Genomic DNA, 23,868 nt, shown 5'->3' with positions numbered 1-23,868 from the left:
GGGCATGGCACATCACCACGAATCCAAGGGTCCGGTCGGCCCCGCGCCGCTGCCGCACCAGGTGGTCTACACCACCCTGCATTACGACACCCCGTGGTCGTACGAAAGCTACCTGAAGACCGGTGGCTACGCCGCCCTGCGCAAGATCCTCGAAGAGAAGATCCCGCCGGAGCAGGTCATCGAGATGGTCAAGGCCTCCGGCCTGCGCGGCCGCGGTGGCGCTGGCTTCCCGACCGGCCTGAAGTGGTCCTTCATGCCCAAGGGCAACATGCAGAAGTACATCCTCTGCAATTCGGACGAATCCGAGCCGGGCACCTGCAAGGACCGCGACATCCTGCGCTACAACCCGCATTCGGTGGTGGAAGGCATGGCGATCGCTTGCTACGCCACCGGCTCGACCGTGGGTTACAACTACCTGCGCGGTGAGTTCCACCACGAGCCGTTCGAGCACTTCGAACAGGCCCTGGCCGACGCCTATGCAAATGGCTGGCTGGGCAAGAACGTGATGGGCTCGGGCGTGGACATCGACATCTACGGTGCCCTGGGCGCCGGCGCCTACATCTGCGGCGAAGAAACCGCGCTGATGGAATCGCTGGAAGGCAAGAAGGGCCAGCCGCGCTACAAGCCGCCGTTCCCGGCGAACTTCGGCCTGTACGGCAAGCCGTCCACCATCAACAACACCGAAACCTACGGCTCGGTGCCGGCGATCATCCGCAACGGCCCGGAGTGGTTCAAGGGGCTGAGTCTGACCGGCAACGGCGGCCCGAAGTGCTTCTCGGTGTCCGGTTGCGTGCAGAACGGCGGCAATTTCGAAGTGCCGCTGGGCACCACCTTCGACGACCTGCTGGAAATGGCCGGTGGCCTGCGTCCGGGCCGCACCCTGAAGGGCGCGATTCCGGGCGGCGTGTCCATGCCGGTGCTGACCGCGGCCGAGCTGAAGGGCCTGCCGATGGACTACGACACCATCCGTGCGCTGGGCTCCGGCCTGGGTTCGGGCGCCGTCGTGGTGCTGGATGACAGCGTGTGCTGCGTCAAGTTCGCCTGCCGCATCAGCCAGTTCTTCCACAAGGAATCCTGTGGCCAGTGCACCCCGTGCCGCGAAGGTACCGGCTGGATGCACCGCGTGCTGGAGCGCATCGTCGCCGGCAAGGCCACGATGGAAGACCTGCACCAGCTGAAGGCAGTGGCCGGCCAGATCGAAGGCCACACCATCTGTGCGTTCGGCGAAGCGGCTGCATGGCCCATCCAGGGCTTCCTGCGCCAGTTCTGGGACGAGTTCGAGTACTACATCGTCAACGGTCATTCGATGGTTGACGGCAAGAAGGTGGAGGCAGCCGCTGCATGAGCGCGCAACCCGTAAATCCGAGCGTCCCACCCGATCACGTCACCATCGAGATCGATGGCAAGTCGCTGGTCGTGCCCAAGGGCTCGATGATCATCCAGGCCGCCGACAAGGCCGGCATCTCCATTCCGCGCTTCTGCTACCACGAGAAGCTGCCGATCGCCGCCAACTGCCGCATGTGCCTGGTGGACGTGGAGAAGTCGCCGAAGCCGGCGCCGGCCTGCGCCACCCCGGTGATGGACGGCATGAAGGTCGCCACCCGCAGTGAGAAGGCGCTCAAGTTCCAGCGTTCGGTGATGGAGTTCCTGCTCATCAACCACCCGCTGGACTGCCCGATCTGCGACCAGGGCGGCGAATGCGAGCTGCAGGACGTTTCGCTGGGCTATGGCCGTTCGGTCAGCCGCTTCAACGAGCGCAAGCGCGTGGTGCCCGACGAGGACATGGGTCCGCTGGTCGCCACCGAAATGACCCGCTGCATCCAGTGCACCCGCTGCGTGCGCTTCACCGCCGACGTGGCAGGCACCTATGAACTGGGCGGCATGTACCGCGGCGAGAACCTGCAGATCGGTACCTACGACGGCAAGCCGCTGACCACCGAGCTGTCCGGCAACGTGGTTGACGTCTGCCCGGTTGGCGCGCTGACCAACAAGGTGTTCCAGTTCCGCGCCCGCCCGTGGGAACTGACCGCGCGCGAATCGCTGGGCTACCACGACGCGATGGGTTCGAACCTGTTCCTGCACGTGCGTCGCGGCGAAGTGCTGCGCACCGTGCCGCGCGACAACGAAGCGGTGAACGAGTGCTGGCTGTCCGACCGCGACCGCTATTCGCACCAGGGCCTGTACAGCGAAGACCGTGCGGTCAAGCCGCTGCGCAAGGTCAATGGCGAGTGGAAGGAAGTGAGCTGGGCTGAAGGCCTGGCCGCGGCTGCCGAGATCCTCAAGGCCCACCAGGGTGACCACCTGGGCGTGCTGGTGCATCCGTCCACCTCCAACGAGGAAGGCGCGCTGCTGGCCCGCCTGGCCAAGGGCCTGGGCTCGAACAACATCGACCACCGCATCAACAACCGCGACTTCTCCGACGCCGCCACCGCCGAAGTCTTCGGCCTGCCGCTGGCCGAGATCGAAGGCGCCGACCGCATCGTCGTTCTGGGCAGCAACATCCGCCACGAACTGCCGCTGCTGCACGCCCGCCTGCGCAAGGCGCAGACCACCAAGGGCGCGAAGATCCACGTCATCAACCCGGTTGATTTCGATTTCGCCTTCGGCATCGCCGGCAAGCAGATCGTGGCCCCGTCGAAGTTCGTCGAGGCGCTGGCCGACCCCGAGCTGCGTTCGGCAGTGCAGGGCGGTAGCAACACCGTGCTGATCGTCGGTGGCATCGCCGAAAACCACCCGCAGGCCGCCGCGATCCGCGCCGCTGCGCGTGATTTCGCTGCCGCCACCGGCGCCAAGCTGTGCCGCATCCCGCAGGGCGCCAATGCCGTGGGCCTGACCCGCGCCGGCGTGCTGCCGGCCGGCAAGGACGTGGCCGCCATGCTGGCGCAGCCGCGCCAGGCTTACGTGGTGTACGGCCTGGAACCGGGCCTGGACTTTGCCGACGCCCCGGCCGCGCGCAAGGCGCTGGTCGGTGCCAAGGTGGTGGCTTTCAGCCAGTTCGCCTGTGTTTCCACCCGCGACGTTGCCGACGTCATCCTGCCGATCGGCGCGCTGCCGGAAATCGACGCCACCCTGACCAACCTCGATGGTCGCGAGCAGTCGGCCCGTGCCGGCGGCAAGCTGCCGGGCGAGGCCCGTGAAGGCTGGCGCGTGCTGCGTGCGCTGGGCGGTGACATGGCCCTGGCCGGTTTCGACTTCACCGACCTGGCCGGCCTGCGCGCCAGCCTGGCCCCGGTGTCGGTCGCCGTGGCCGCTTCGGCCCAGCCGGCCGTTGCCGGCGAAGGCCTGGAAGTGGCTTCGACCGCTGCGATCTACCGCACCGATGCGGTGGTCCGCCGCGCGCCGGCGCTGCAGTCGCACCCGCTGAACAACGCCCCGCGCATCGTGCTGAACGCTGAAGATGCCGCGCGCCTGCAGCTGCAGGAAGGGCAGATGGCCAAGGTCGGCACCGATGCCGGCAAGGGCACCCTGCCGGTGGTGGTCGACGCCCGCGTCGCTGCGGGTTCGGTCTGGATTGAATCGGGCCACGGCGCGACCGCGCCGCTGGGTGCCGCTCGCGTATCGGTGGTGGCTGCATGAACGAATTGCTGTTGAACGCGGTCGACCCGCTGCACCAGTGGCTGCTTGCCCTGGGTGACATCGGCGCGCTGATCTGGATCATCCTGAAGATCCTGGTGATCGCCGTGCCGGTGATCGTCTCGGTGGCCTTCTACGTGGTCTGGGAACGCAAGCTGATCGGCTGGATGCACGTCCGCCACGGCCCGATGTACGTGGGCATGGGCATCTTCCAGGCCTTCGCCGACGTCTTCAAGCTGCTGTTCAAGGAAGTGCTGCAGCCGAGCAGCGCCAACAAGGCGATCTTCCTGCTGGCGCCGCTGATCACCCTGGCCCCGGCTTTCGCGGCCTGGTCGGTGGTGCCCTTCGATTCGCAGATCGTGCTGTCCAACGCCAATGCCGGCCTGCTGTACCTGCTGGCGATGACCTCGCTGGGCATCTACGGCATCATCCTGGCCGGTTGGGCGTCCAACTCGAAGTACGCCTTCCTGGGTGCCATGCGCGCCTCGGCGCAGATGATCAGCTACGAAATCGCCATGGGCTTCGCCCTGGTCGGCGTGATGATCGCGGCGGGCAGCCTGAACCTGAGCAACATCGTGATGGCGCAGGCCGGCAGCTCCGGCTTCTTCGACTGGTTCCTGCTGCCGCTGTTCCCGCTGTTCGTCATCTACTGGGTGTCGGGCGTGGCTGAAACCAACCGCGCGCCGTTCGACGTGGTGGAAGGCGAATCGGAAATCGTGGCCGGCCACATGGTCGAGTACTCCGGCGGCGCCTTCGCGCTGTTCTTCCTGGCCGAATACGCGAACATGATCCTGATCAGCTTCCTGATCTCGATCTTCTTCCTCGGCGGCTGGCTGAGCCCGATCCAGGGCTGGGTCGACCTGGGCAACATCTCGCCGCTGGTCGACTGGATCTGGAAGGGCGGTGCACCGTGGCTGTTCGTCAAGGTGTTCTTCTTCGCCAGTGCCTACATCTGGTTCCGTGCCAGCTTCCCGCGCTTCCGCTATGACCAGATCATGCGCCTGGGCTGGAAGGTCTTCATTCCGCTGGCCATTCTGTGGATCGCGGTTACCGCCGTCATGGTGTTCTTCGGCGTGATTCAAAAGGGCGTCTAAGTGATGAACAGGATTACCCATTACTTCAAGAGCCTGCTGCTGCTCGAACTGCTGGCCGGTCTTTGGCTGACGCTGAAGTACAGCTTCAAGCCGAAGTACACGATGATGTACCCGATGGAGAAGTTCCCGCAGTCGCCGCGCTTCCGTGGCCTGCACGCGCTGCGCCGTTACCCCAACGGCGAAGAGCGCTGCATCGCCTGCAAGCTGTGTGAGGCGGTCTGCCCGGCGCTGGCCATCACCATCGACTCGGCCAAGCGCGAAGACGGCACCCGCCGTACCACCCGCTACGACATCGATCTGTTCAAGTGCATCTTCTGCGGCTTCTGCGAAGAAAGCTGCCCGGTGGACTCGATCGTCGAAACCCACATCCTCGAGTACCACTTCGAGAAGCGTGGCGAAAACATCGTTACCAAGCCGCAGCTGCTGGCCCTGGGCGACCGTCTCGAAACCGAGATCGCCGAGCGTCGTGCCGCCGATGCCGCTTACCGCTGAGGTCGAGAGATGGATTGGGTAAATATCGCTTTCTGGGTGTTCGCCATCGCGGCAACGGTTTCGGCCGGTGCGGTGATCAGCGTGCGCAACCCGGTTCACGCCGTGCTCTGCCTGGTGTTGACCTTCTTCTCCATTGCCTGCGTGTGGCTGCTGGTGGGCGCCGAATTCCTCGGCGTGGCGCTGGTGCTGGTCTACGTGGGTGCGGTGATGGTGCTGTTCCTGTTCGTGGTGATGATGCTGGACATCGACCCCACCAAGATGCGCGAAGGCTGGGTGCGTTACCTGCCGGTGGGCCTGGTGGTTGCCGTGGCCATGCTGGTGCAGATGCTCATCCTGATCGGCGTGAAGGGCAGGGCGGTCAACGCCTTCCCGGCCGACAACGCCGCCGCGCTGGCGGCTGACAGCTCCAACATCACCTGGCTGGCACGCACGCTGTTCACCGAATACCTGCTGCCGTTCGAGTTCGCCGCCGTCATCCTGACCGTGGCCGTGGTGGCCGCCGTCATGCTGACCCTGCGCCGCCGTACCGGCGTGAAGAGCCAGAACCCGGGCGACCAGACCATGGTCAAGGCCGGCAACCGCCTGCGCATGGTCAAGATGGGCGCAGAGCAGCCGGTCGTGCACAGCAACAGCAAGCCGGCCGCCGGCGAGGAGACCCAGCCGTGATTACCCTTGGCCACATGCTTGCGCTGGGCGCGGTGCTGTTCGCCATCAGCCTGGCCGGCATCTTCCTGAACCGGAAGAACGTCATCGTGCTGCTGATGTCGATCGAACTGATGCTGCTGTCGGTGAACGTGAACTTCGTTGCGTTCTCCCGCCAGCTGGGTGATCCGTCCGGCCAGCTGTTCGTGTTCTTCATCCTGACCGTCGCCGCTGCCGAGGCCGCCATCGGCCTGGCGATCCTGGTGACCCTGTTCCGTACCCGCCGCACGATCAATGTCGGCGAAGTCGATTCGTTGAAGGGCTGATCCACAGATGGAAATCACTCTCTCCAAGAGTCTGTTGATCGCAGTGGTGCTTGCACCGCTGTTCGGCAGCATCATCGCCGGCCTGTTCGGTCGCCAGGTCAAGCGCTTCGGCGCGCAGACCGTCACCATCCTCGGCGTGGCCATCAGCTGCGCCCTGTCGATGTACACGCTGTACCAGCTGCTGTGGGGGGGCGCGCAGCCGTTCAACCAGAACCTGTACACCTTCTTCGAAGTCGGCCAGTACTCGGCCCACGTCGGTTTCATGGTGGACAAGCTCACCGCCATGATGATGGTGGTGGTCACCTTCGTGTCGCTGCTGGTGCACATCTACACCATCGGCTACATGGAAGAAGACCCGGGCTACCAGCGCTTCTTCAGCTACATCTCGCTGTTCACCTTCTCGATGCTCACCCTGGTGATGAGCAACAACTTCCTGCAGCTGTTCTTCGGCTGGGAAGCGGTTGGCCTGGTGTCGTACCTGCTGATCGGTTTCTGGTTCAAGCGCCCGACCGCGATCTTCGCCAACATGAAGGCGTTCCTGGTCAACCGCGTCGGTGACTTCGGCTTCCTGCTGGGTATCGCCGGCGTGCTGTGGGTGTTCGGCACCCTGGACTATTCGCAGGTGTTCTCGCAGGCCGGCGTGCTGGCCAGCCCTGAAGCCAAGATGCAGATCTGGGACGGCACCCTGTTCGGCATGCAGCTGCTGAGCGCGCCGGTGGTCTGGTCGATCGCCACCGTCATCTGCATCAGCCTGTTCATCGGTGCCATGGGCAAGTCGGCCCAGGTTCCGCTGCACGTGTGGCTGCCCGATTCGATGGAAGGCCCGACCCCGATCTCGGCACTGATCCACGCCGCGACCATGGTCACCGCGGGTATCTTCATGGTCACCCGCATGTCGCCGCTGTTCGAGCTGTCGCAGACCGCGCTGAACTTCATCCTGTTCATCGGTGCCACCACGGCCTTCTTCACCGGCCTGATCGGTATCGTGCAGAACGACATCAAGCGCGTGGTCGCGTACTCGACCCTGTCGCAGCTGGGCTACATGACCGTGGCACTGGGCGTGTCGGCTTATTCGGCCGCCGTGTTCCACCTGATGACCCACGCCTTCTTCAAGGCGCTGCTGTTCCTGGGTGCCGGTTCTGTCATCATCGCCATGCACCACGAGCAGGACATGCGCAAGATGGGCGGCCTGCGCAAGTACATGCCGATCACCTTCATCACCATGTGGATCGGTACGCTGGCCCTGGTCGGTACGCCGTTCTTCTCCGGCTTCTACTCGAAGGACACCATCATCGAGGCGGCCGAGATCCACGCCCACATGCAGCACACCTGGGTGGCCACCTACGGTTACTGGGCAGTGCTGGGTGGCGTGCTGGTCACCAGCTTCTACAGCTTCCGCCTGCTGTTCCTGACCTTCCACGGTCCGGAGCGCTTCCGTGACGCGCACCACGACGACCATGGCCACGGCCATGACGATCACCACGCGGCCGATGCCCATCATGCTGATGCGCACCACGGCGATGCCCATGACGACCACGGCCATGGCCACGGTCCGCATGAGCCGCACGAAACCCCGTGGGTGGTGACCCTGCCGCTGATCCTGCTGGCCATTCCGTCCATCGCCATCGGTTTCTTCAGCATCGGTCCGATGCTGCATGGCACCGACTGGGCCGGCCACCACGCGCACGCGGCCATCAAGGGCCAGGTCAACACGTTCTTCACCGGCATCGTCGATTTCTACGATCCGGCCAAGAACACCGTGGCCTTCCTGGGTGAAGAGTTCCATGGCCCGGTGGCGTTCGCGCTGCACGGCATGATGCTGCCGCCGTTCTGGCTGACCCTGGCGGGCTTCCTGCTGGCCGCGCTGTTCTACCTGTGGAAGCCGGACCTGTCGGGCAAGGCACGCAAGACCTTCGCCCCGCTGGTGTCGGTGCTGGAAAACAAGTACGGCTTCGACAAGCTGTGGATCGATGGCTTTGCCGGCGGCAGCGTCAAGCTTGGCAAGGTGTCGCGCTGGATCGACAGCAACATCGTCGATGGCGTGGTCAATCTCTCGGCACGTGTTGTGGACGTCGCAGCCGGCGTGCTGCGTCGTACCCAATCCGGTTTCCTCTATCACTACGCCTTCGCGATGATCATCGGCCTGATTGCCCTGCTGGGCGTGCTGATGCATTACCTGCGTTGATGACCTGTACGGAATAAGAAGACGTGTCGAACTGGCCCCTACTCAGTGTCCTCATCTGGCTGCCGATCATCGGCGGTGCCCTGATTCTTGCGATCCGTGATGCGCAGACCGCCCGCTGGGCGTCGCTGGGCGTCGCGCTGCTGACCTTCGCGGCAAGCCTGCCGCTGCTGGCCGGCTACGATCCGGGCATCGATGCCCTGCAGTTCGTCGAGACCCACGCGTGGATCCCGGCGTACAACATCGGCTACAACCTGGGCGTGGACGGCATCGCCGTGGCGCTGATCCTGCTGACCACGCTGGTCAGCGTGCTCGCCCTGATCGGTGCCTGGAGCGCGATCAACAAGCGCGTGAACCAGTACGTGGCGGCCTTCCTGATCCTGGAAGGCGTCACCGTCGGCATCTTCGCTGCCACCGACGCGATGCTGTTCTACGTGTTCTTCGAAGCGATGCTGATCCCGATGTTCCTGATCATCGGTGTCTGGGGCGGCCCGCGCCGCATCTACGCAGCGCTGAAGTTCTTCCTGTACACCTTCCTCGGCTCGGTGCTGATGCTGGTGGCGCTGATCTACCTGTACATGAAGGGCGGCAGCTTCCAGCTGGCCGACCTGTACGCGCTGCAGCTGTCGGCCACCGAGCAGACGTGGATCTTCTTCGCCTTCCTGATCGCCTTCGCGGTGAAGGTGCCGATGTTCCCGGTGCACACCTGGCTGCCGGACGCGCACGTGGAAGCGCCGACCGCCGGTTCGGTCATCCTGGCCGCCATCGCCCTGAAGATCGGTGGCTACGGCTTCCTGCGCTTCAACCTGCCGATCGTGCCGGACGCGTCCAACGAGTGGGCCTGGCTGGTCATCGCCCTGTCCCTGATCGCAGTGATCTACGTCGGCCTGGTCGCCCTGGTGCAGGACGACATGAAGAAGCTGATCGCCTATTCGTCGATCGCGCACATGGGTTTTGTCACCCTGGGCACCTTCATTGCCCTGTGGCTGGTGCGTGAGGCCGGCAACGCCGATGCCGCCCGCCTGGGCCTGCAGGGTGCGATGGTGCAGATGATCTCGCACGGCTTCGTGTCCGGCGCGATGTTCTCCTGCGTGGGCGTGCTGTACGACCGCATGCACAGCCGCCGCATCGCCGATTACGGCGGCGTGGTGAATGTCATGCCCTGGTTCGCCACCTTCGCCATGCTGTTCTTCATGGCCAATGCAGGCCTGCCGGGCACCAGCGGTTTCGTCGGTGAATTCATGGTCATCCTGTCGGCCTTCCAGCGGAACCCGTGGATTGCCCTGGGCGCGGCCACCACCCTGATCATCGGTGCGGCTTACACCCTGTGGCTGTACAAGCGCATCTTCTTCGGTGAAGTGGCCAACAGCCACGTGGCCGAACTGAAGGACATCAACGGCCGCGAATGGCTGGTGCTGGGCGTGTTCGCCGTCGGCGTGCTGGCTCTGGGCATCTACCCCAAGCCGCTGACCGACCTGATGGAGCCCTCGATCGCCAAGCTGGCCATGCAGATCGCATCCAGCAAGCTGCTGTAATTCCAGGATTTGATGATGACCACCTCGCCGCTGCTGCCATTGACCGCCGCCGACCTGCCACCGCTCGCCCCCGAGCTGGTGCTGATCGGCAGCGCCTTCGCCCTGATGATCCTCGACCTGTTCGTCAGCAACCGGAACAAGATCGTCACCCATCTGTTCTCGCTCGCGGCGCTGGCCGTGGTGCTGTTCATGCTGGCTACCGGCGTGGGCGGGCAGGGCGAGGTCTTCCACGGCATGTTCGTGCGCGACACGGCGGCCGACGTCATGAAGACCGGCATCGTGCTGCTCAGCGGCCTGACCCTGGTCTACGGCTGGCGCTACCTGCGTGACCGCAACCTGTTCCAGGGCGAAATCCCGGTGCTGATCCTGTTCGGCACCGCCGGCATGATGATCCTGGTCTCGGCCGGCAGCCTGCTGATGGTCTACCTGGGCCTGGAACTGCTGGCCCTGTGCTCCTACGCCCTGGTGGCCAGCAACCGCGACAACGGCCTGGCCTCGGAAGCGGCGATGAAGTACATCGTCCTCGGTTCGCTGGCCTCTGGCCTGCTGCTGTACGGCATGTCGCTGATCTACGGCGCCACCGGCAGCCTGCACCTGGATGTCATCCGTGACGCCATCCCGCACTCGGAAGAGCGCGTGCTGCTGATCACCGGTGCGGTGTTCATGATCGCCGGCGTCGCCTTCAAGCTCGGTGCCGCGCCGTTCCACATGTGGCTGCCCGACGTGTACCAGGGTGCCCCGGCCCCGATCGCGCTGTTCATCAGCTCGGCACCGAAGCTGGCCGCGTTCGGCATGGCCTACCGCCTGTTGGAAATGGGCGTGGGCCCGCTGTCCACCGAGCTGCAGATGCTGATCGGCGGCCTGGCCGCGGTGTCGCTGGTGCTGGGCAACCTGATGGCAATCGCGCAGAGCAACCTGAAGCGCATGCTGGCCTTCTCCACCGTCTCGCACATCGGCTTCCTGCTGATGGGTATTGCCGGTGGCGGTGCGCAGGGCTATGCCGCCGCGCTGTTCTACGCACTGGCCTACGCCATCATGTCCACCGCCGCCTTCGGCGCGATCATCGCGCTGTCGCGTGCGGGCTTTGAAGCCGAGAACATCGAAGACTTCAAGGGCCTGAACGCCCGCAACCCGTGGATGGCCGGCCTGGTGCTGTGCATCATGGCGTCGCTGGCCGGTATTCCGCCGTTCCTGGGCTTCTGGACCAAGCTGGCCGTGCTCGGCGCTGCCATCAACGGCGGCCTGCTGTGGCTGGCCATCCTGGGCGTGCTGTGCGCCGTGGTGGGCTGCTTCTACTACCTGCGTGTCATCAAGGTCATGTACTTCGATGAGCCGGTGGGCGAGGCCATGCCGCGCAGCAACGACCGCGTGCTGGGCGTGGTGCTGGGCGTGAACGCCCTGGCACTGCTGGCGCTGGGCCTGTCTTGGAACCCGATCATGCTGTGGTGCCAGAAGGCTTTTGCGCATCTTGCATAAAAGTTGACACAAAGCTGCGCGATTCGTGTAATATGCGCAGCCTGAGTTGTCACTGCAGCGGTTCAGCCAGAACATCGTTGCGGTAGCCCTCCTCGAAAGAGCAGGGCAGCAGTTCAAACACTTCCGGTGCGGGGTGGAGCAGTCTGGCAGCTCGTCGGGCTCATAACCCGAAGGTCGCAGGTTCAAATCCTGCCCCCGCTACCAACTTCATATCGGCGCCAACCGGTTTGATGAATGAGGGAAGGCTTGCATGTTTTGAAGTCATCGCTCATAATTCCGCTTCTGATGCGGGGTGGAGCAGTCTGGCAGCTCGTCGGGCTCATAACCCGAAGGTCGCAGGTTCAAATCCTGCCCCCGCTACCAAGTAAAGAGATCGCCTTCGAAGTCCTGCTTCGAAGGCGTTTTTCTTTGGTGGTCTGCGTCGTTTTCGCTGGGTTGGGGTCAGATCCCTTTTCCAGAGGAAAAGGGATCTGACCCCTGGCCCGAACCTTGCACCAGCGCGGTGCAACCGCTATCATCAGCGGCCTAGCATTACCCCTGAAGGCGGTCTCCCATCGGGAGTCCGGACCCGGAAGGAGGGCCGCAGCTCGCTGACACACGGTGCTGCAACCGGAATCCAGTCACCGGAGTCTTTCCGGAAAAGGGGCCCTGCGGGCCCTTTGTCGTTTCCGGGGCGTCATGTTTCCCCGCCGGCCGTGGCCGGCACCCAACCAAGAGATCAAGGCAGGCTGTGAGCGACAAGGCAACCGACATCGCGAATCTGCTCGCCCCGACCGTTGTGTCGCTGGGCCTGGAGCTGCTGGGCGTTGAATATCTGCCGGCCCCCGGCGGTGCAACCCTGCGTCTTTACATCGACGTGCCGCTGGCTGAGCAGCCCGAGCGCATCATCAACGTGGACGACTGCGAGCGCGTCAGCCGCGAAGTGTCCGCACAGATGGACGTGGAAGACCCGATCAGCGGCAACTACACGCTGGAAGTATCTTCGCCGGGCGTTGATCGCCCGCTGTTCAACCTGGAACAGTTCGGCCGTCACCTGGGCGAAATGGCCAAGGTCGTGCTGAAGCTGCCGCAGGACAACCGTCGTCGCCTGCAGGGCCGCATCGAGGCGACCGACGAGGCCGCAGACACCATCACCTTCATCGTCGACAAGGCGGAAGTGGTGGTCTCGGCCGACAACATCGACAAGGCCCGGATCATGCCGGACTGGGTTGCCCTGGGCCTGGCCCCGAGCAAGCCGACCGGCCCGGCGCCGAAGCGTCCGAAGACGGACAAGAATTCTTCTTCCAACGAGCCGGCGGCAAAGAAGCCGCGCGCGGAGTGAGCCAATGAGCAAGGAACTGTTGCTGGTAGTGGACGCGGTCGCCAACGAAAAGGGCGTGCCGCGTGAAGTGATCTTCGATGCCATCGAGGCCGCCCTGGCCTCGGCAGCGAAGAAGCGCTATCCCGACGAGGAAGTGCTGACCCGCGTGGTCATCGACCACAAGGATGGCAGCTACGAAACCTACCGCCGCTGGGAAGTGGTGGCCGATGACGTGGTCATGGAATCGCCGGACCGGCAGATCCGCCTGATGGACGCCGTCGACGAAGCCGAAGGCGTGGACGTCGGCGACTACATCGAAGAGCAGATCGAAAACCCCGATTTCGGCCGCATCGCCGCCCAGGCTGCCAAGCAGGTGATCGTGCAGCGCGTGCGCGAAGCCGAGCGCCAGCAGGTGGTCGATGCGTGGAAGGACCGCGTGGGTGAGCTGATCACCGGTGTGGTCAAGCGCGCCGAGCGCGGCAACATCTACGTGGACCTGGGCGGCAACGCCGAAGGCTTCATTCCGAAGGACAAGGGCATTCCGCGCGACGTGCTGCGCGCCGGCGACCGCGTGCGCGGTTACCTGGCCGAAGTGCGTTCGGAGCCCCGCGGCCCGCAGCTGTTCATCAGCCGCGCCGCACCGGAATTCATGATCGAGCTGTTCAAGCTGGAAGTGCCGGAAGTCGGCCAGGGCCTGGTGGAAATCAAGGCCTGTGCCCGCGATCCGGGCGACCGCGCCAAGATCGCCGTGCTGGCCCACGATACCCGTACCGATCCGATCGGTGCCTGCATCGGCATGCGCGGTTCGCGCGTGCAGGCCGTGTCCAACGAGCTCAATGGCGAGCGCGTGGACATCGTGCTGTGGAACGAGAGCCCGGCCAACTTCGTCATCAACGCCATGGCGCCGGCCGAAGTGCAGTCGATCATCGTCGATGAAGACAAGCACTCGATGGACCTGGCCGTGGCCGAAGACCGTCTGGCCCAGGCCATCGGCAAGGGTGGCCAGAACGTGCGCCTGGCCAGCCGCCTGACCGGTTGGCAGCTGAACGTGATGACCCAGGACCAGGTCACCGCCAAGTCGGAAGCCGAGCAGGCGTCGGCCCGCCAGCTGTTCATGGACAAGCTGGAAGTGGACGAGGAAATCGCCGGCATCCTGGTGACCGAAGGCTTTGGCACGGTCGAAGAAATTGCTTATGTCCCGGTCGGCGAACTGCTGGCCGTGGAAGGTTTCGACGAAGACATCGTCGAAGAGCTGCGCGCTCGTGCCCGCGATGCGCTGCTCAATGAGGCCCTGGCAGTCGAAGAAGGCCTTGAAGACGGCCAGCCGGCGCAGGACCTGCTGTCCCTGAAGGGCATGGACGAAGCCACCGCGTATGCGCTGGCCGGCCACGGCGTGCGTACCAGCGAGGAGCTTTCCGACCTGGCCGCCGACGAGGTCATGGACTTCGGCATTGAAGGGCTGGACCAGGAGCGCGCCGCGGCGCTGATCCTGGCCGCGCGTGCCGAGGAGATCGCCCGACTGGAACGCGGCGAATGAGCCGGCAATGAACAGGGCCCTGAGCCGATCAGGGCGTAGAATCCGCGCCACCTCCATCTGCGGGGGGGCGCCCACAAGATCATAGGATCCGAATGTCGCAGCAAACCACCATCCGCAAGCTTGCCGAACTGGTCAACACACCGGTCGAGAAACTGCTGGAACAGCTGGCCGGTGCCGGCATGAAGTTCAGCGGTCCCGACCAGGTCGTGACCAGCACCGAGAAGGTGAAGCTCCTGGGCTTCCTTCGTCGTTCGCACGGCAAGCCCGAGCAGGCCCCGGAAGAGACCGATCAGTCTGCAAAGAAGATCACCCTCAACCGCCGGAAACAGCAGGAAGTGACGGTCAATTCCGGTCGCAGCAAGACGACCGTGAATGTCGAGGTGCGCCAGAAGCGTACCTACGTCAAGGATGGTGCTCGCCCGATGACGCCGGACGAAGAGCGCGCCGACATCCTGCGCAAGCTGGAAGAGTCGCGTGCCCGCAACCTTGCCGAACAGCAGGCCCTGGCCGAGAAGGATCGTCTGCGCGACGAAGCCATCGTCCGTGCCCGTGAGGAAGAGATTGCGGCCAAGGAACGCGCAGAGGCCGAAAAGAAGGCTGCCGAAGAAGCCGCGGCTGCCGCCAAGGCTGCCGAGGCGGCTGCCGCCACCAAGCCCAAGCGCGCGCCGATCGATGAAACCGCGCCGCGTCCGCCGCGCACGCCGGCCGCCGCTCCGGCTGCGCCGCGCAGTGCGCCGCCGCCGCCGCGCAGCGACGACCGCAACAACCGCAGCGCGCCGCGCAACGAGCGTGGCCCGGGCGATCGCTTTGCCGGCCAGATGCATCTGTCGGCGGCTGATCGTGCCCGCCGTGGCAACAGCAACAACAGCAACAACCGGGGTCGTCCGGGTGGTCGCAACCAGAGCGGCGGCCGTCGTGACATGTCGCGTGGCGGCAACAACGCCGGTCCGCACGCCTTCGAACGCCCGACCGCACCGGTCGTGCGTGAAGTGGCGATCGGCGAGACCATCACTGTGGCCGACCTGGCGCAGAAGCTCGCGCTGAAGGGCGGCGAGGTGGTGAAGGCGCTGTTCAAGATGGGCGTGATGGCCACCATCACCCAGTCCATCGACCACGACACCGCGGCGCTGGTGACCGAAGAACTCGGCCACAAGGCGATCCGTGCCAATGACAACGACGCCGAAGACGCACTGCTGGCCTCGACCGGTGAAAACCAGGGCGAAGCCGTGCAGCGTCCGCCGGTGGTCACCATCATGGGCCACGTCGACCACGGCAAGACCTCGCTGCTGGATTACATCCGTCGTACCAAGGTTGCCCACGGCGAAGCCGGCGGCATCACCCAGCACATCGGTGCGTACCACGTTGATACGCCCAAGGGCGTCATCAGCTTCCTGGATACCCCGGGCCACGCCGCGTTCACCTCGATGCGTGCCCGCGGTGCCAAGCTGACCGACATCGTGGTGCTGGTGGTGGCGGCCGACGACGGCGTCATGCCGCAGACCAAGGAAGCGATCCAGCACGCCCGCTCGGCCGGTGTGCCGCTGATCGTGGCGATCAACAAGATCGACAAGTCCGGCGCCGACCCGATGCGCGTCAAGAACGAGCTGCTGTCCGAGCAGGTCGTGGCCGAAGAGTTCGGCGGTGACATCCAGATGGTGGAGATCTCGGCCAAGACCGGCCTGGGCATCGACGACCTGCTGGACGCCGTGTCGGTGCAGGCCGAACTGCTGGAACTGAAGGCCGTCGACGAAGGCCGCGCCTCGGGCGTGGTGATCGAATCGTCGCTGGACAAGGGCCGTGGCCCGGTCGCTACCGTGCTGGTGCAGCAGGGCCGCCTGAAGAAGGGCGATTACCTGGTGTGCGGCATCCAGTACGGCCGCGTGCGTGCGCTGTTCGACGAAACCGGCAAGCAGCCGGAATTCGCTGGCCCGTCCATCCCGGTGCAGGTCCTGGGCCTGTCCGGCGTGCCGGAAGCCGGTGATGACTTCGTGGTGGTCGAGGACGAGCGCCTGGCCAAGGACGTTGCCCAGCAGCGTGAGACCAAGCGCCGTGAATCGCGCCTGGTGGCCACCGCTGGCAGCCGCATGGAAGACATCATGGCGACCCTGGGCAAGGGCGAGGGCCAGCAGGTCCTCAACCTGGTCATCAAGGCCGACGTGCAGGGTTCGGTGCAGGCGCTGAGCCAGGCACTGGTCGCGCTGTCCAACGAAGACATCCGCATCAACGTGATCCACTCCGGCGTGGGCGGCATCACCGAATCGGACGCCAACTCGGCGGCCGCTTCGAAGGCCACCGTCATCGGCTTCAACGTGCGTGCAGATGCTTCGGCCCGTCGCATCATCGAATCCAACGGCGTGGATCTGCGTTACTTCTCGATCATCTATGACGTGATCGACCAGGTGAAGCAGGTGGCCTCCGGTCTGCTGGGCGTGGAAATCCGCGAAGAGATCATCGGTATCGCCGAAGTCCGCGACGTGTTCCGCAGCTCCAAGCTGGGCGCCGTTGCCGGCTCGATGGTCATCGAGGGCGTGGTCAAGCGCAACAAGCCGATCCGCGTGCTGCGCGACAGCGTGGTCATCTTCGAAGGCGAGCTGGAATCGCTGCGCCGCTTCAAGGAAAACGTCGAGGAAGTCCGCAACGGTACCGAATGCGGTATCGCGGTGAAGGCCTACAACGACGTGAAGCCGGGTGACCAGATCGAGTGCTTCGAGCGTATCGAAGTGCCGCGCACCCTGTAATGCTGCAAGGTGGCCGGTCTTCACGGACCGGTCCGCCAACCCGGTGGGGCCCGACCTTGGTCGGGTTACCATCCCTGGTAGTGCCCGACCTTGGTCGGGTCACATTCAAATCAAGAGCCTGACCGCGTGCCCAAAACCTTCCATCGAACCGACCGTGTCTCCGCCCAGCTGCGCCGTGAACTCGGCACCCTGGTGCACAACGCCGTGCGCGAGCATGGGTTGCCCTCGGTGAGCGTGTCCGACGTGGAAATCACCCGCGACATGGCCCATGCCAAGGTGTTCGTCACCGCGCTGATGCCGGAACGTTCGGCCGAAGCAGTGAAGGGCCTGCGCGAGCTGGGCTATCGCCTGCGCATGGACCTGGCCCGGGCGATGAAGCTGCGCCACGTGCCTGAGCTGCATTTCCACTACGACGACTCGGTCGATCGTGGTGAGCACATCGACAACATCCTGCGCGACCTGCCCGATACGCTGGCCGCAGAGAAGCGTCGCAAGAGCGACGAAGAATAACCGCGCATTGCGCGCACGCCGGGCATGGCCCGGCGCTACCGGCGGCGTCCGCCGACATCAACGTCATGACCCGAATTCAGTTCCGCCGTCTGGATGGCATCCTGCTGCTCGACAAGTCGACCGGCATGAGCTCCAACGCCGCCCTGCAGGTGGCGCGCCGCCTGTTCCGTGCCGAGAAGGGTGGCCACACCGGCAGCCTGGACCCGCTGGCCACCGGCCTGCTGCCGCTGTGCTTTGGCGAAGCGACCAAGATCGCTGGCCTGCTGCTGGGCTCTGCCAAGGCCTATGACGCCGAGGTCGTGCTCGGCCAGACCACCGACACTGATGACGCCGAAGGCCAGGTGCTGCTGCAGCGCCCGGTGCCGGCCATCAGCGCCGACGCCCTGCAGGCCGCGCTGGCCCCGTTGACCGGCAGCATCCGCCAGCGCGCACCGATCTATTCGGCGCTGAAGCAGGGCGGCGAGCCGCTGTATGTGAAGGCCCGCCGCGGCGAGGCCATCGAAGCCCCGGAGCGTGAGGTCCAGGTGCATGCCATCGAGGTGCTCGAGCAGCAGCCCGAGCGCCTGCGCCTGCGCGTGACCTGCGGCTCGGGCACCTACATCCGCAGCCTGGCCCGTGACCTGGGCGAGGCCTTGGGCTGCGGCGCGCATATCAGCGCGCTGCGCCGGCTCTGGGTCGAACCGTTCCGTGATCCGGTGATGGTGACCCTGGACCAGCTGCGCGCCATGGTCGAGGCCGGCGACGAGGCCGGCATGGAGGCGCTGCTGCTGCCGCTGGCGGCCGGCCTGGCCGAGTACCCCCGGGTCGAACTGGATGCCGAACAGGCCCACCGCTTCTGTGTCGGGCAGCGCCAGCGCGATGCCGCCTGGCCCCCGGGGCTGGTGGCCGTATACGGGCCCGATGGCACCCCGCAGGGCCTGGGACAGGTGGATGCCGGTGGCCTGCTGGCGCCGCAGCGCCGCTTCAACCTGTAACCGGGGCGGGGCGCATTCAGCCCCGGTCCTTGTTCCGCCGGGCCCCGACCGTTACAATTTCGCGGCCGTTTTCCGGCAGCCTGCTCCGGCAGGTTTCATCCTCGTAGTCCACGGCGAGCCTGGCGGTGCGCGAAGCGCGTTCCTGCCGGCCACGCATCACAGAGAAAAAAGAAATGTCGATCGACACCCAGAAGGTCATTGAAGACAACAAGCGCAGCTCGGCTGACACCGGCTCCCCGGAAGTGCAGGTCGCCCTGCTGACCGCCCGCATCGAGCTGCTGACCGGCCACTTCAAGACCCACAAGAAGGACCACCACAGCCGCCGCGGCCTGCTGCAGATGGTCAACCGCCGTCGCAGCCTGCTCGACTACCTGAAGAAGAAGGACGTCGAGCGTTACAAGGCCCTGATTGAAAAGCTTGGCCTGCGTCGCTAAGCAACGAATCCCCCGCGGCGCAGCGATGCGCCGCGGTTTTGTTTTGTAGCACCGCAATCCCCGATTCAGGCCGGAACGATCCGGCCACCCGCAGGCGGCAAGGGTCGCCGACGGTCCAATTCGCAGACAGCATCCCCAAGGACACCCTCCGTGGCAAAAATCACCAAAACCTTCCAGTACGGCAAGCACACCGTCACGCTTGAGACCGGCGAAGTCGCCCGCCAGGCAAGCGGCGCCGTCATCGTCAAGATGGACGACACCGTACTGCTGGTCACCGCCGTCGCCGCCAAGAGCGCGCGCGAAGGCCAGGACTTCTTCCCGCTGACCGTCGATTATCAGGAAAAGTTCTACGCCGGCGGCCGTATCCCGGGTGGTTTCTTCAAGCGTGAAGGCCGTGCGACCGAGAAGGAAACCCTGATCTCGCGCCTGATCGACCGTCCGATCCGCCCGCTGTTCCCGGAAGACTACAAGAACGAAGTGCAGATCATCGCCACGGTCATGTCGCTGAACCCGGACGTGGACGGCGACATCCCGGCCCTGATCGGCGCCTCGGCTGCCCTGGCTCTGGCCGGCACCCCGTTCATGGGTCCGATCGGCGCTGCCAAGGTCGGCTACAAGAACGGCGAGTACATCCTGAACCCGACCGTCAGCGAACTGGCTGACTCGCAGCTGGAACTGGTCGTCGCCGGTACCTCCAACGCCGTGCTGATGGTTGAATCCGAAGCCGCGCTGCTGTCCGAAGAAGTGATGCTGGGCGCCGTGACCTTCGGTCACCGCGAAATGCAGAAGGTCATCAACGCGATCAACGAGCTGACCGTCGAAGCCGGCACCAAGCCGTCGACCTGGGAAGCCCCGGCCAAGAACGACGTGCTGATCGGCGCCCTGAAGGAAGCCATCGGCCCGCGCCTGGGCGAAGCCTTCCAGGTGCGCGACAAGCTGCAGCGCCGCGACGCCATCTCGGCGATCAAGAAGGACGTGGTCGAAAGCCTGGCTGGCCGCGTGGCCGCCGAGGGCTGGAACCCGGCCGAGCTGTCGAAGGAATTCGGCGAGCTGGAATACCGCACCATGCGTGACTCGGTGTTGGACACCAAGGTCCGCATCGACGGCCGTGCGCTGGACACCGTCCGCCCGATCGCCGTGAAGACCGGCGTGCTGCCGCGTACCCACGGTTCCTCGCTGTTCACCCGCGGCGAAACCCAGGCCATCGTGACCATCACCCTGGGCACCGCCCGTGACGGCCAGGTCATCGACGCCGTTGCCGGTGAGTACAAGGAAAACTTCCTGTTCCACTACAACTTCCCTCCGTTCTCGGTGGGTGAGTGCGGCCGCATGATGGGCCCGAAGCGCCGTGAAATCGGCCACGGTCGCCTGGCCAAGCGCGGCGTGCTGGCTGTCATGCCGTCGCTGGAAGCCTTCCCGTACACCATCCGCGTCGTCTCGGAAATCACCGAGTCGAACGGTTCCTCGTCGATGGCCTCGGTCTGCGGCTCGTCGCTGGCCCTGATGGACGCCGGCGTGCCGGTGAAGGCCCCGGTGGCCGGTATCGCCATGGGTCTGGTCAAGGAAGGCGATCGCTTCGTCGTCCTGTCCGACATCCTGGGTGACGAAGATCACCTGGGCGACATGGACTTCAAGGTGGCCGGTACCGCTGAGGGCATCTCCGCCCTGCAGATGGACATCAAGATCGAAGGCATCACCGAAGAGATCATGAAGCAGGCGCTGCAGCAGGCCAAGGCTGGCCGTCTGCACATCCTGGGCGAAATGGCCCACGGCCTGACCGCTCCGCGCGAAGAGCTGTCGGACTACGCGCCGCGTCTGCTGACCATCAAGATCCACCCGGACAAGATCCGCGAAGTGATCGGCAAGGGTGGTTCGACCATCCAGGCCATCACCAAGGAAACCGGCACCCAGATCGACATCCAGGACGACGGCACCATCGTCATCGCCTCGGTCAATGCCATCGCTGCCCAGGCCGCCAAGGCCCGCATCGAGCAGATCACCTCGGACGTCGAGCCGGGCCGCATCTACGAAGGCAAGGTCGCCAAGATCATGGACTTCGGTGCGTTCGTCACGATCCTGCCGGGCAAGGACGGTCTGGTCCACGTGTCGCAGATCTCCAGCGATCGCGTCGAGAAGGTCGGCGACGTGCTGAAGGAAGGCGACGTGGTCAAGGTCAAGGTGCTGGAAGTCGACAAGCAGGGCCGTATCCGCCTGTCGATGAAGGCCGTGGAAGAAGGCGAAGGCGCCAGCGCCGAGTAATCGACCTCCGGTCGATGACGGTAGGTGTCAACCGTGGTTGACACCCCACCGCCGCCACCCAGGTAGGTGTCAACCTTGGTTGACACCCCACCGCTGGCATCGCAATCATGAAAAAGCGGGCTTCGGCCCGCTTTTTCTTTGTCTGCGCTCCGCCCCGTTCTTGCCGCTATGCTGCGGCCATGGACAGCCTGCGCCTGCTCGACCTGGAGATCGATCGCCCGTCGCAACGGGTCAGTCGTGACGGCGAGGTACTGCCCGTCAGCGGCCTGAGCTGGACCCTGTTGGACGTGCTGCTGGCCCATGGCACCGACGTCGTGGATTTCGACACCTTGGCCGCCCAGGTATGGGCGCCGGCCGTGGTGGGCGAAGACGCGATCAGCCAGCGGGTGAAGCTGCTCCGCCAGGCGCTCGGTGACGACGGCCGCAATCCCCGTTACATCCGCTCGGTGCGCGCGCGCGGCTACCAGCTGTGTGCGCCGCCGCTGCCGGTCCAGGCCCCCACGCCGCGCGCCCGCTGGCGCCGCTGGGCCGCGCTGTTCGCCTCGATGGCCGCGTTGCTGGCGGTCGCTGTCGGACTGTTGTTCTGGTCACGGCCTGCGCCGCAAGGCGCCGCGCAGTCGCTGCTGCAGCGCGCCGACTATTACGCCGGCATCGGCCAGGCCAGCAACAACGAACGGGCGATCAGTCTGTACCGGCAGGCCCTGCAGGCCGATCCGGAATCCACACCGGCCCGGCGCGGCCTGTCACGCGCGCTGTCGGCGCAGGGCTGCCTGTTCAATGGCAGCCCTGCGCAGATGAGGGAGGCGCTGGCATTGGCCGAGCAGGAGCGCCGGCGCGCGCCGCGCGAGGCCGCCACGCATGCACTCTGGGGCTACGCGCAGGATTGCCTGGGTGACATGCGCCAGGCCATGGCCGGCTACCGCCACGCCATCGAGCTGGACCCTGGCGACGAACGCAGCCGCGCGTCGCTGGCCTACCTGCAGCAGGAGCGCGGCGAGCTGGCCACCGCACTGCGCCAGAACCTGTCGTTGAAGGCGCCCGAACGCGTGCGCTTCCGTGACGTACAGGTCGCGCGCGAACTGGAACTGCTCGGCTTCACCCAGGCGGCGGGGCAGCGTCACGCGCGCAACTTCCAGCTGTACCCGGACAATGTCTTTTCGAACATCGCCTGGCCGCGCAGCCTGTACCTGGCCGGCGCACCGCAGCAGGCGCGGCAGGCGCTGGACGAAGCCCTGGCACGTGGCACGCCGCACCCGCAGCTGCGCCGCCTGCAGGGGGAACTGGCGCTGTTGGCCGGTGACCCCGCAGCAGCGGCCCAGGCCTTCGAGCTGGGCCGGCAACTGCGGCCGCAGCAGTCGCTCGGCCAGACCCTGGCGGCCCTGCATGGCGCGCAACCGGCGCAGGCGGCATGGATCAGCCAGCGCCTGCAGCAACTGGGTGACCAGGCAGGGGCAGGGGATGGCTGGCCCGATGCCGCCATCGAGCGGGCGCTGCTGCTGCAGGCCCTGGGCCAGACGGACCACGCCGTGGCGGCACTACAGCAGGCCGTCGACGACGGTTTCCGCGACGTGGCCTGGCTGCGTACCACGCCGCTGTTCGTGCCCCTGCGCGGCGCACCCGGCTGGCCGGCACTGCTGCAGCGCCTGGAAACCGACATCGCCCGCCAGCGCGCGCAGGTACTGGCCGCCGCCTGGCGGCCAGATGACCTGGCCAGCCTCAGTGCAGCGCCGGCAGCAGGAACTCGGTAAGGATGCGCCGCGATTGCGGGTGGGCGAAGCTGCGGTTGAACGCTTGGGTCGTGACGACCGCCACCGCGCGTTGCTCGGGCAGCACGAACACGTAGTTACCGCCGTTGCCGGACATCGCCCACACCGTGCGCGGTGCACCCTGCGCGTCCAGTTTCAGGCCCCACCACTGGTAGCCGTAATCGCTGCCATCGGAGGTGGTCGCCTGCGCCTGCACCATCGCCTCGATGTAGTCCTGCGGAACCAGCTGCTGGCCCTGCCAGCGGCCCCGGTCGAGCACCAGCTGCCCAAGCCGGGCCAGATCGCGGCTGCGGTAGCGGGTCCCGCCGCCGCCCATGCCGATGCCTTCCGGCGAACGGTTCCAGTGGCGCTCGGTGATGCCCAGCGGGCGCTCCAGCGCGGTGGCGGCGAAGTCGGCCAGCGGCTGCCCGGTGGCTTGTTCAAGCACCGCGCCCAGCACGAAGGAATTGGCGGTGCAGTAGGCGAACGCGCGGCCGTGCGGGCTGTCCTGCGGGCGCTGCATCCACGGCGCGAAGCCTTTCACCGGCAGGCCCAGGGCAAAGTCCAGCCAGCGTTCGCCCACGTACATGCGTTCCTCGTTGCCGGCCGAGAACGGATTCTCGTCGTCGCATTCCCACAGGCTGCTCATGGTCAGCAGGTCCTGCACGGTGGTGGCGCGCAGGCGGGGGTCAACGCTGTGGCTGGCGGTGTAGGCCGGGAAGTAGTCGTACACGCGGGCCTGCACGCCCGGAAGCCGGTGCTGGCCGATGGCCGCGCCGACCAGCAGTGCGGTCACGCTCTTGCTGGCCGAACGCACGTCATGCAGGGTCTGCGCGTCGGCACCGTTGAAGTAGCCCTCGTAGACCACCTTGCCTTCGACCTGCAGCAGCACGCTGCGCACCTGCTTGAGCTCATCGCTGGCGATGGCCTGTTCCAGCGCCTTCAGGCGCGCCGTATCCAAGGGGGCTGCGGTGCAGGGCAGGGTGGTGCACAGCAGCAGGACGAGAAGGGTGATCGTGCGCATCGGCAAGGCTCCGTTGAAGGGAGCCCT

18 protein-coding genes and 2 tRNA genes are annotated in these 23,868 nt (G+C 65.6%); 19 read left to right on the top strand and 1 reads right to left on the bottom strand.

Annotation, left to right across the window (positions count from 1 at the left end; translation table 11 throughout):
• Positions 1-4 precede the first annotated feature (4 nt).
• The 19 genes from nuoF to C1931_RS13825 all read left to right on the top strand — a co-directional run bounded on the left by nuoF (position 5) and on the right by C1931_RS13825 (position 22,820).
• Positions 5-1,345, top strand: coding sequence for an NADH-quinone oxidoreductase subunit NuoF (nuoF, locus tag C1931_RS13915; RefSeq protein ID WP_108750220.1), 1,341 nt, complete (start codon positions 5-7; stop codon positions 1,343-1,345).
• Complete coding sequence (gene nuoG / locus C1931_RS13910) at positions 1,342-3,576, top strand: NADH-quinone oxidoreductase subunit NuoG (RefSeq protein WP_108756778.1); 2,235 nt, start codon at positions 1,342-1,344, stop codon at positions 3,574-3,576. The genes nuoF and nuoG overlap by 4 nt, the downstream gene beginning before the upstream one ends.
• Positions 3,573-4,667: an NADH-quinone oxidoreductase subunit NuoH gene (gene nuoH, locus C1931_RS13905; protein ID WP_108753691.1), complete on the top strand. Its 1,095-nt coding sequence runs from the start codon at positions 3,573-3,575 to the stop codon at positions 4,665-4,667. The genes nuoG and nuoH overlap by 4 nt, the downstream gene beginning before the upstream one ends.
• A 3-nt stretch (positions 4,668-4,670) precedes the next feature.
• Positions 4,671-5,159, top strand: coding sequence for an NADH-quinone oxidoreductase subunit NuoI (gene nuoI / locus C1931_RS13900; RefSeq protein WP_108750217.1), 489 nt, complete (start codon positions 4,671-4,673; stop codon positions 5,157-5,159).
• Between the two features lie 9 nt (positions 5,160-5,168).
• Positions 5,169-5,825: an NADH-quinone oxidoreductase subunit J gene (locus C1931_RS13895; RefSeq protein WP_108753690.1), complete on the top strand. Its 657-nt coding sequence runs from the start codon at positions 5,169-5,171 to the stop codon at positions 5,823-5,825.
• Entirely contained in the window at positions 5,822-6,127 is a 306-nt protein-coding gene (nuoK, locus tag C1931_RS13890) for an NADH-quinone oxidoreductase subunit NuoK (RefSeq protein ID WP_006381125.1), read from the top strand. The genes C1931_RS13895 and nuoK overlap by 4 nt, the downstream gene beginning before the upstream one ends.
• 7 nt (positions 6,128-6,134) lie before the next feature.
• Positions 6,135-8,312 carry an NADH-quinone oxidoreductase subunit L gene (gene nuoL / locus C1931_RS13885; RefSeq protein ID WP_108756777.1) on the top strand — a complete coding sequence of 726 codons (2,178 nt, stop codon included), beginning with the start codon at positions 6,135-6,137 and terminating at the stop codon, positions 8,310-8,312.
• 23 nt (positions 8,313-8,335) lie between these two features.
• Positions 8,336-9,844 carry an NADH-quinone oxidoreductase subunit M gene (locus C1931_RS13880; RefSeq protein WP_108750214.1) on the top strand — a complete coding sequence of 503 codons (1,509 nt, stop codon included), beginning with the start codon at positions 8,336-8,338 and terminating at the stop codon, positions 9,842-9,844.
• A gap of 15 nt (positions 9,845-9,859) precedes the next feature.
• Positions 9,860-11,320: an NADH-quinone oxidoreductase subunit NuoN gene (nuoN, locus tag C1931_RS13875; protein WP_108757771.1), complete on the top strand. Its 1,461-nt coding sequence runs from the start codon at positions 9,860-9,862 to the stop codon at positions 11,318-11,320.
• Between the two features lie 127 nt (positions 11,321-11,447).
• A tRNA-Met gene (locus C1931_RS13870) sits at positions 11,448-11,524 on the top strand.
• Between the two features lie 82 nt (positions 11,525-11,606).
• Positions 11,607-11,683, top strand: a tRNA-Met gene (locus C1931_RS13865).
• A 367-nt stretch (positions 11,684-12,050) separates the two neighbouring features.
• Positions 12,051-12,641 carry a ribosome maturation factor RimP gene (rimP, locus tag C1931_RS13860; protein ID WP_108750212.1) on the top strand — a complete coding sequence of 197 codons (591 nt, stop codon included), beginning with the start codon at positions 12,051-12,053 and terminating at the stop codon, positions 12,639-12,641.
• Between the two features lie 4 nt (positions 12,642-12,645).
• Entirely contained in the window at positions 12,646-14,157 is a 1,512-nt protein-coding gene (gene nusA, locus C1931_RS13855) for a transcription termination factor NusA (protein ID WP_108750211.1), read from the top strand.
• Positions 14,158-14,249: 92 nt separating this feature from the next.
• Complete coding sequence (gene infB, locus C1931_RS13850; protein WP_108753686.1) at positions 14,250-16,895, top strand: translation initiation factor IF-2; 2,646 nt, start codon at positions 14,250-14,252, stop codon at positions 16,893-16,895.
• 126 nt (positions 16,896-17,021) lie between these two features.
• Positions 17,022-17,405, top strand: a complete 384-nt coding sequence (gene rbfA / locus C1931_RS13845; protein ID WP_108750209.1) for a 30S ribosome-binding factor RbfA — start codon at positions 17,022-17,024, stop codon at positions 17,403-17,405.
• Positions 17,406-17,470: 65 nt separating this feature from the next.
• Complete coding sequence (truB, locus tag C1931_RS13840) at positions 17,471-18,379, top strand: tRNA pseudouridine(55) synthase TruB (protein WP_108756776.1); 909 nt, start codon at positions 17,471-17,473, stop codon at positions 18,377-18,379.
• A gap of 173 nt (positions 18,380-18,552) precedes the next feature.
• The gene (rpsO, locus tag C1931_RS13835) at positions 18,553-18,813 is read left to right on the top strand and encodes a 30S ribosomal protein S15 (protein ID WP_005410445.1); all 261 of its coding nucleotides are present in this window, start codon (positions 18,553-18,555) and stop codon (positions 18,811-18,813) included.
• A gap of 150 nt (positions 18,814-18,963) precedes the next feature.
• A complete protein-coding gene (pnp, locus tag C1931_RS13830) occupies positions 18,964-21,072 on the top strand; it encodes a polyribonucleotide nucleotidyltransferase (protein WP_108750207.1) in 2,109 nt (702 codons plus the stop codon).
• Positions 21,073-21,251: 179 nt separating this feature from the next.
• Positions 21,252-22,820 (top strand): winged helix-turn-helix transcriptional regulator, encoded by a 1,569-nt coding sequence (locus tag C1931_RS13825; RefSeq protein WP_108756775.1) that lies wholly within the window; start codon positions 21,252-21,254, stop codon positions 22,818-22,820.
• Here the strand turns inward: C1931_RS13825 and C1931_RS13820 are convergent.
• Complete coding sequence (locus C1931_RS13820) at positions 22,789-23,841, bottom strand: serine hydrolase (RefSeq protein WP_108756774.1); 1,053 nt, start codon at positions 23,839-23,841, stop codon at positions 22,789-22,791. The two genes, C1931_RS13825 and C1931_RS13820, sit on opposite strands and share 32 nt — an antisense overlap.
• Between the last annotated feature and the right edge of the window lie 27 nt (positions 23,842-23,868).

Source organism: Stenotrophomonas sp. YAU14A_MKIMI4_1, assembly GCF_003086855.1.
In the GTDB taxonomy this organism is placed as follows: Bacteria; Pseudomonadota; Gammaproteobacteria; order Xanthomonadales; family Xanthomonadaceae; genus Stenotrophomonas.
This window is presented reverse-complemented; position numbering and strand designations above follow the sequence as displayed.

What these genes read in the sequence shown, in the direction of transcription:
- C1931_RS13825 (WP_108756775.1), top strand. Translation starts at nt 21,252, where the DNA reads ATGGACAGCCTGCGCCTGCTCGACCTGGAGATCGATCGCCCGTCGCAA.
- C1931_RS13895 (WP_108753690.1), top strand. Translation starts at nt 5,169, where the DNA reads ATGGATTGGGTAAATATCGCTTTCTGGGTGTTCGCCATCGCGGCAACG.
- nuoI (WP_108750217.1), top strand. Translation starts at nt 4,671, where the DNA reads ATGAACAGGATTACCCATTACTTCAAGAGCCTGCTGCTGCTCGAACTG.
- nusA (WP_108750211.1), top strand. Translation starts at nt 12,646, where the DNA reads ATGAGCAAGGAACTGTTGCTGGTAGTGGACGCGGTCGCCAACGAAAAG.
- nuoH (WP_108753691.1), top strand. Translation starts at nt 3,573, where the DNA reads ATGAACGAATTGCTGTTGAACGCGGTCGACCCGCTGCACCAGTGGCTG.
- rpsO (WP_005410445.1), top strand. Translation starts at nt 18,553, where the DNA reads ATGTCGATCGACACCCAGAAGGTCATTGAAGACAACAAGCGCAGCTCG.
- C1931_RS13820 (WP_108756774.1), bottom strand. Translation starts at nt 23,841, where the DNA reads ATGCGCACGATCACCCTTCTCGTCCTGCTGCTGTGCACCACCCTGCCC.
- truB (WP_108756776.1), top strand. Translation starts at nt 17,471, where the DNA reads ATGACCCGAATTCAGTTCCGCCGTCTGGATGGCATCCTGCTGCTCGAC.
- nuoN (WP_108757771.1), top strand. Translation starts at nt 9,860, where the DNA reads ATGACCACCTCGCCGCTGCTGCCATTGACCGCCGCCGACCTGCCACCG.
- infB (WP_108753686.1), top strand. Translation starts at nt 14,250, where the DNA reads ATGTCGCAGCAAACCACCATCCGCAAGCTTGCCGAACTGGTCAACACA.
- nuoF (WP_108750220.1), top strand. Translation starts at nt 5, where the DNA reads ATGGCACATCACCACGAATCCAAGGGTCCGGTCGGCCCCGCGCCGCTG.
- nuoG (WP_108756778.1), top strand. Translation starts at nt 1,342, where the DNA reads ATGAGCGCGCAACCCGTAAATCCGAGCGTCCCACCCGATCACGTCACC.
- nuoL (WP_108756777.1), top strand. Translation starts at nt 6,135, where the DNA reads ATGGAAATCACTCTCTCCAAGAGTCTGTTGATCGCAGTGGTGCTTGCA.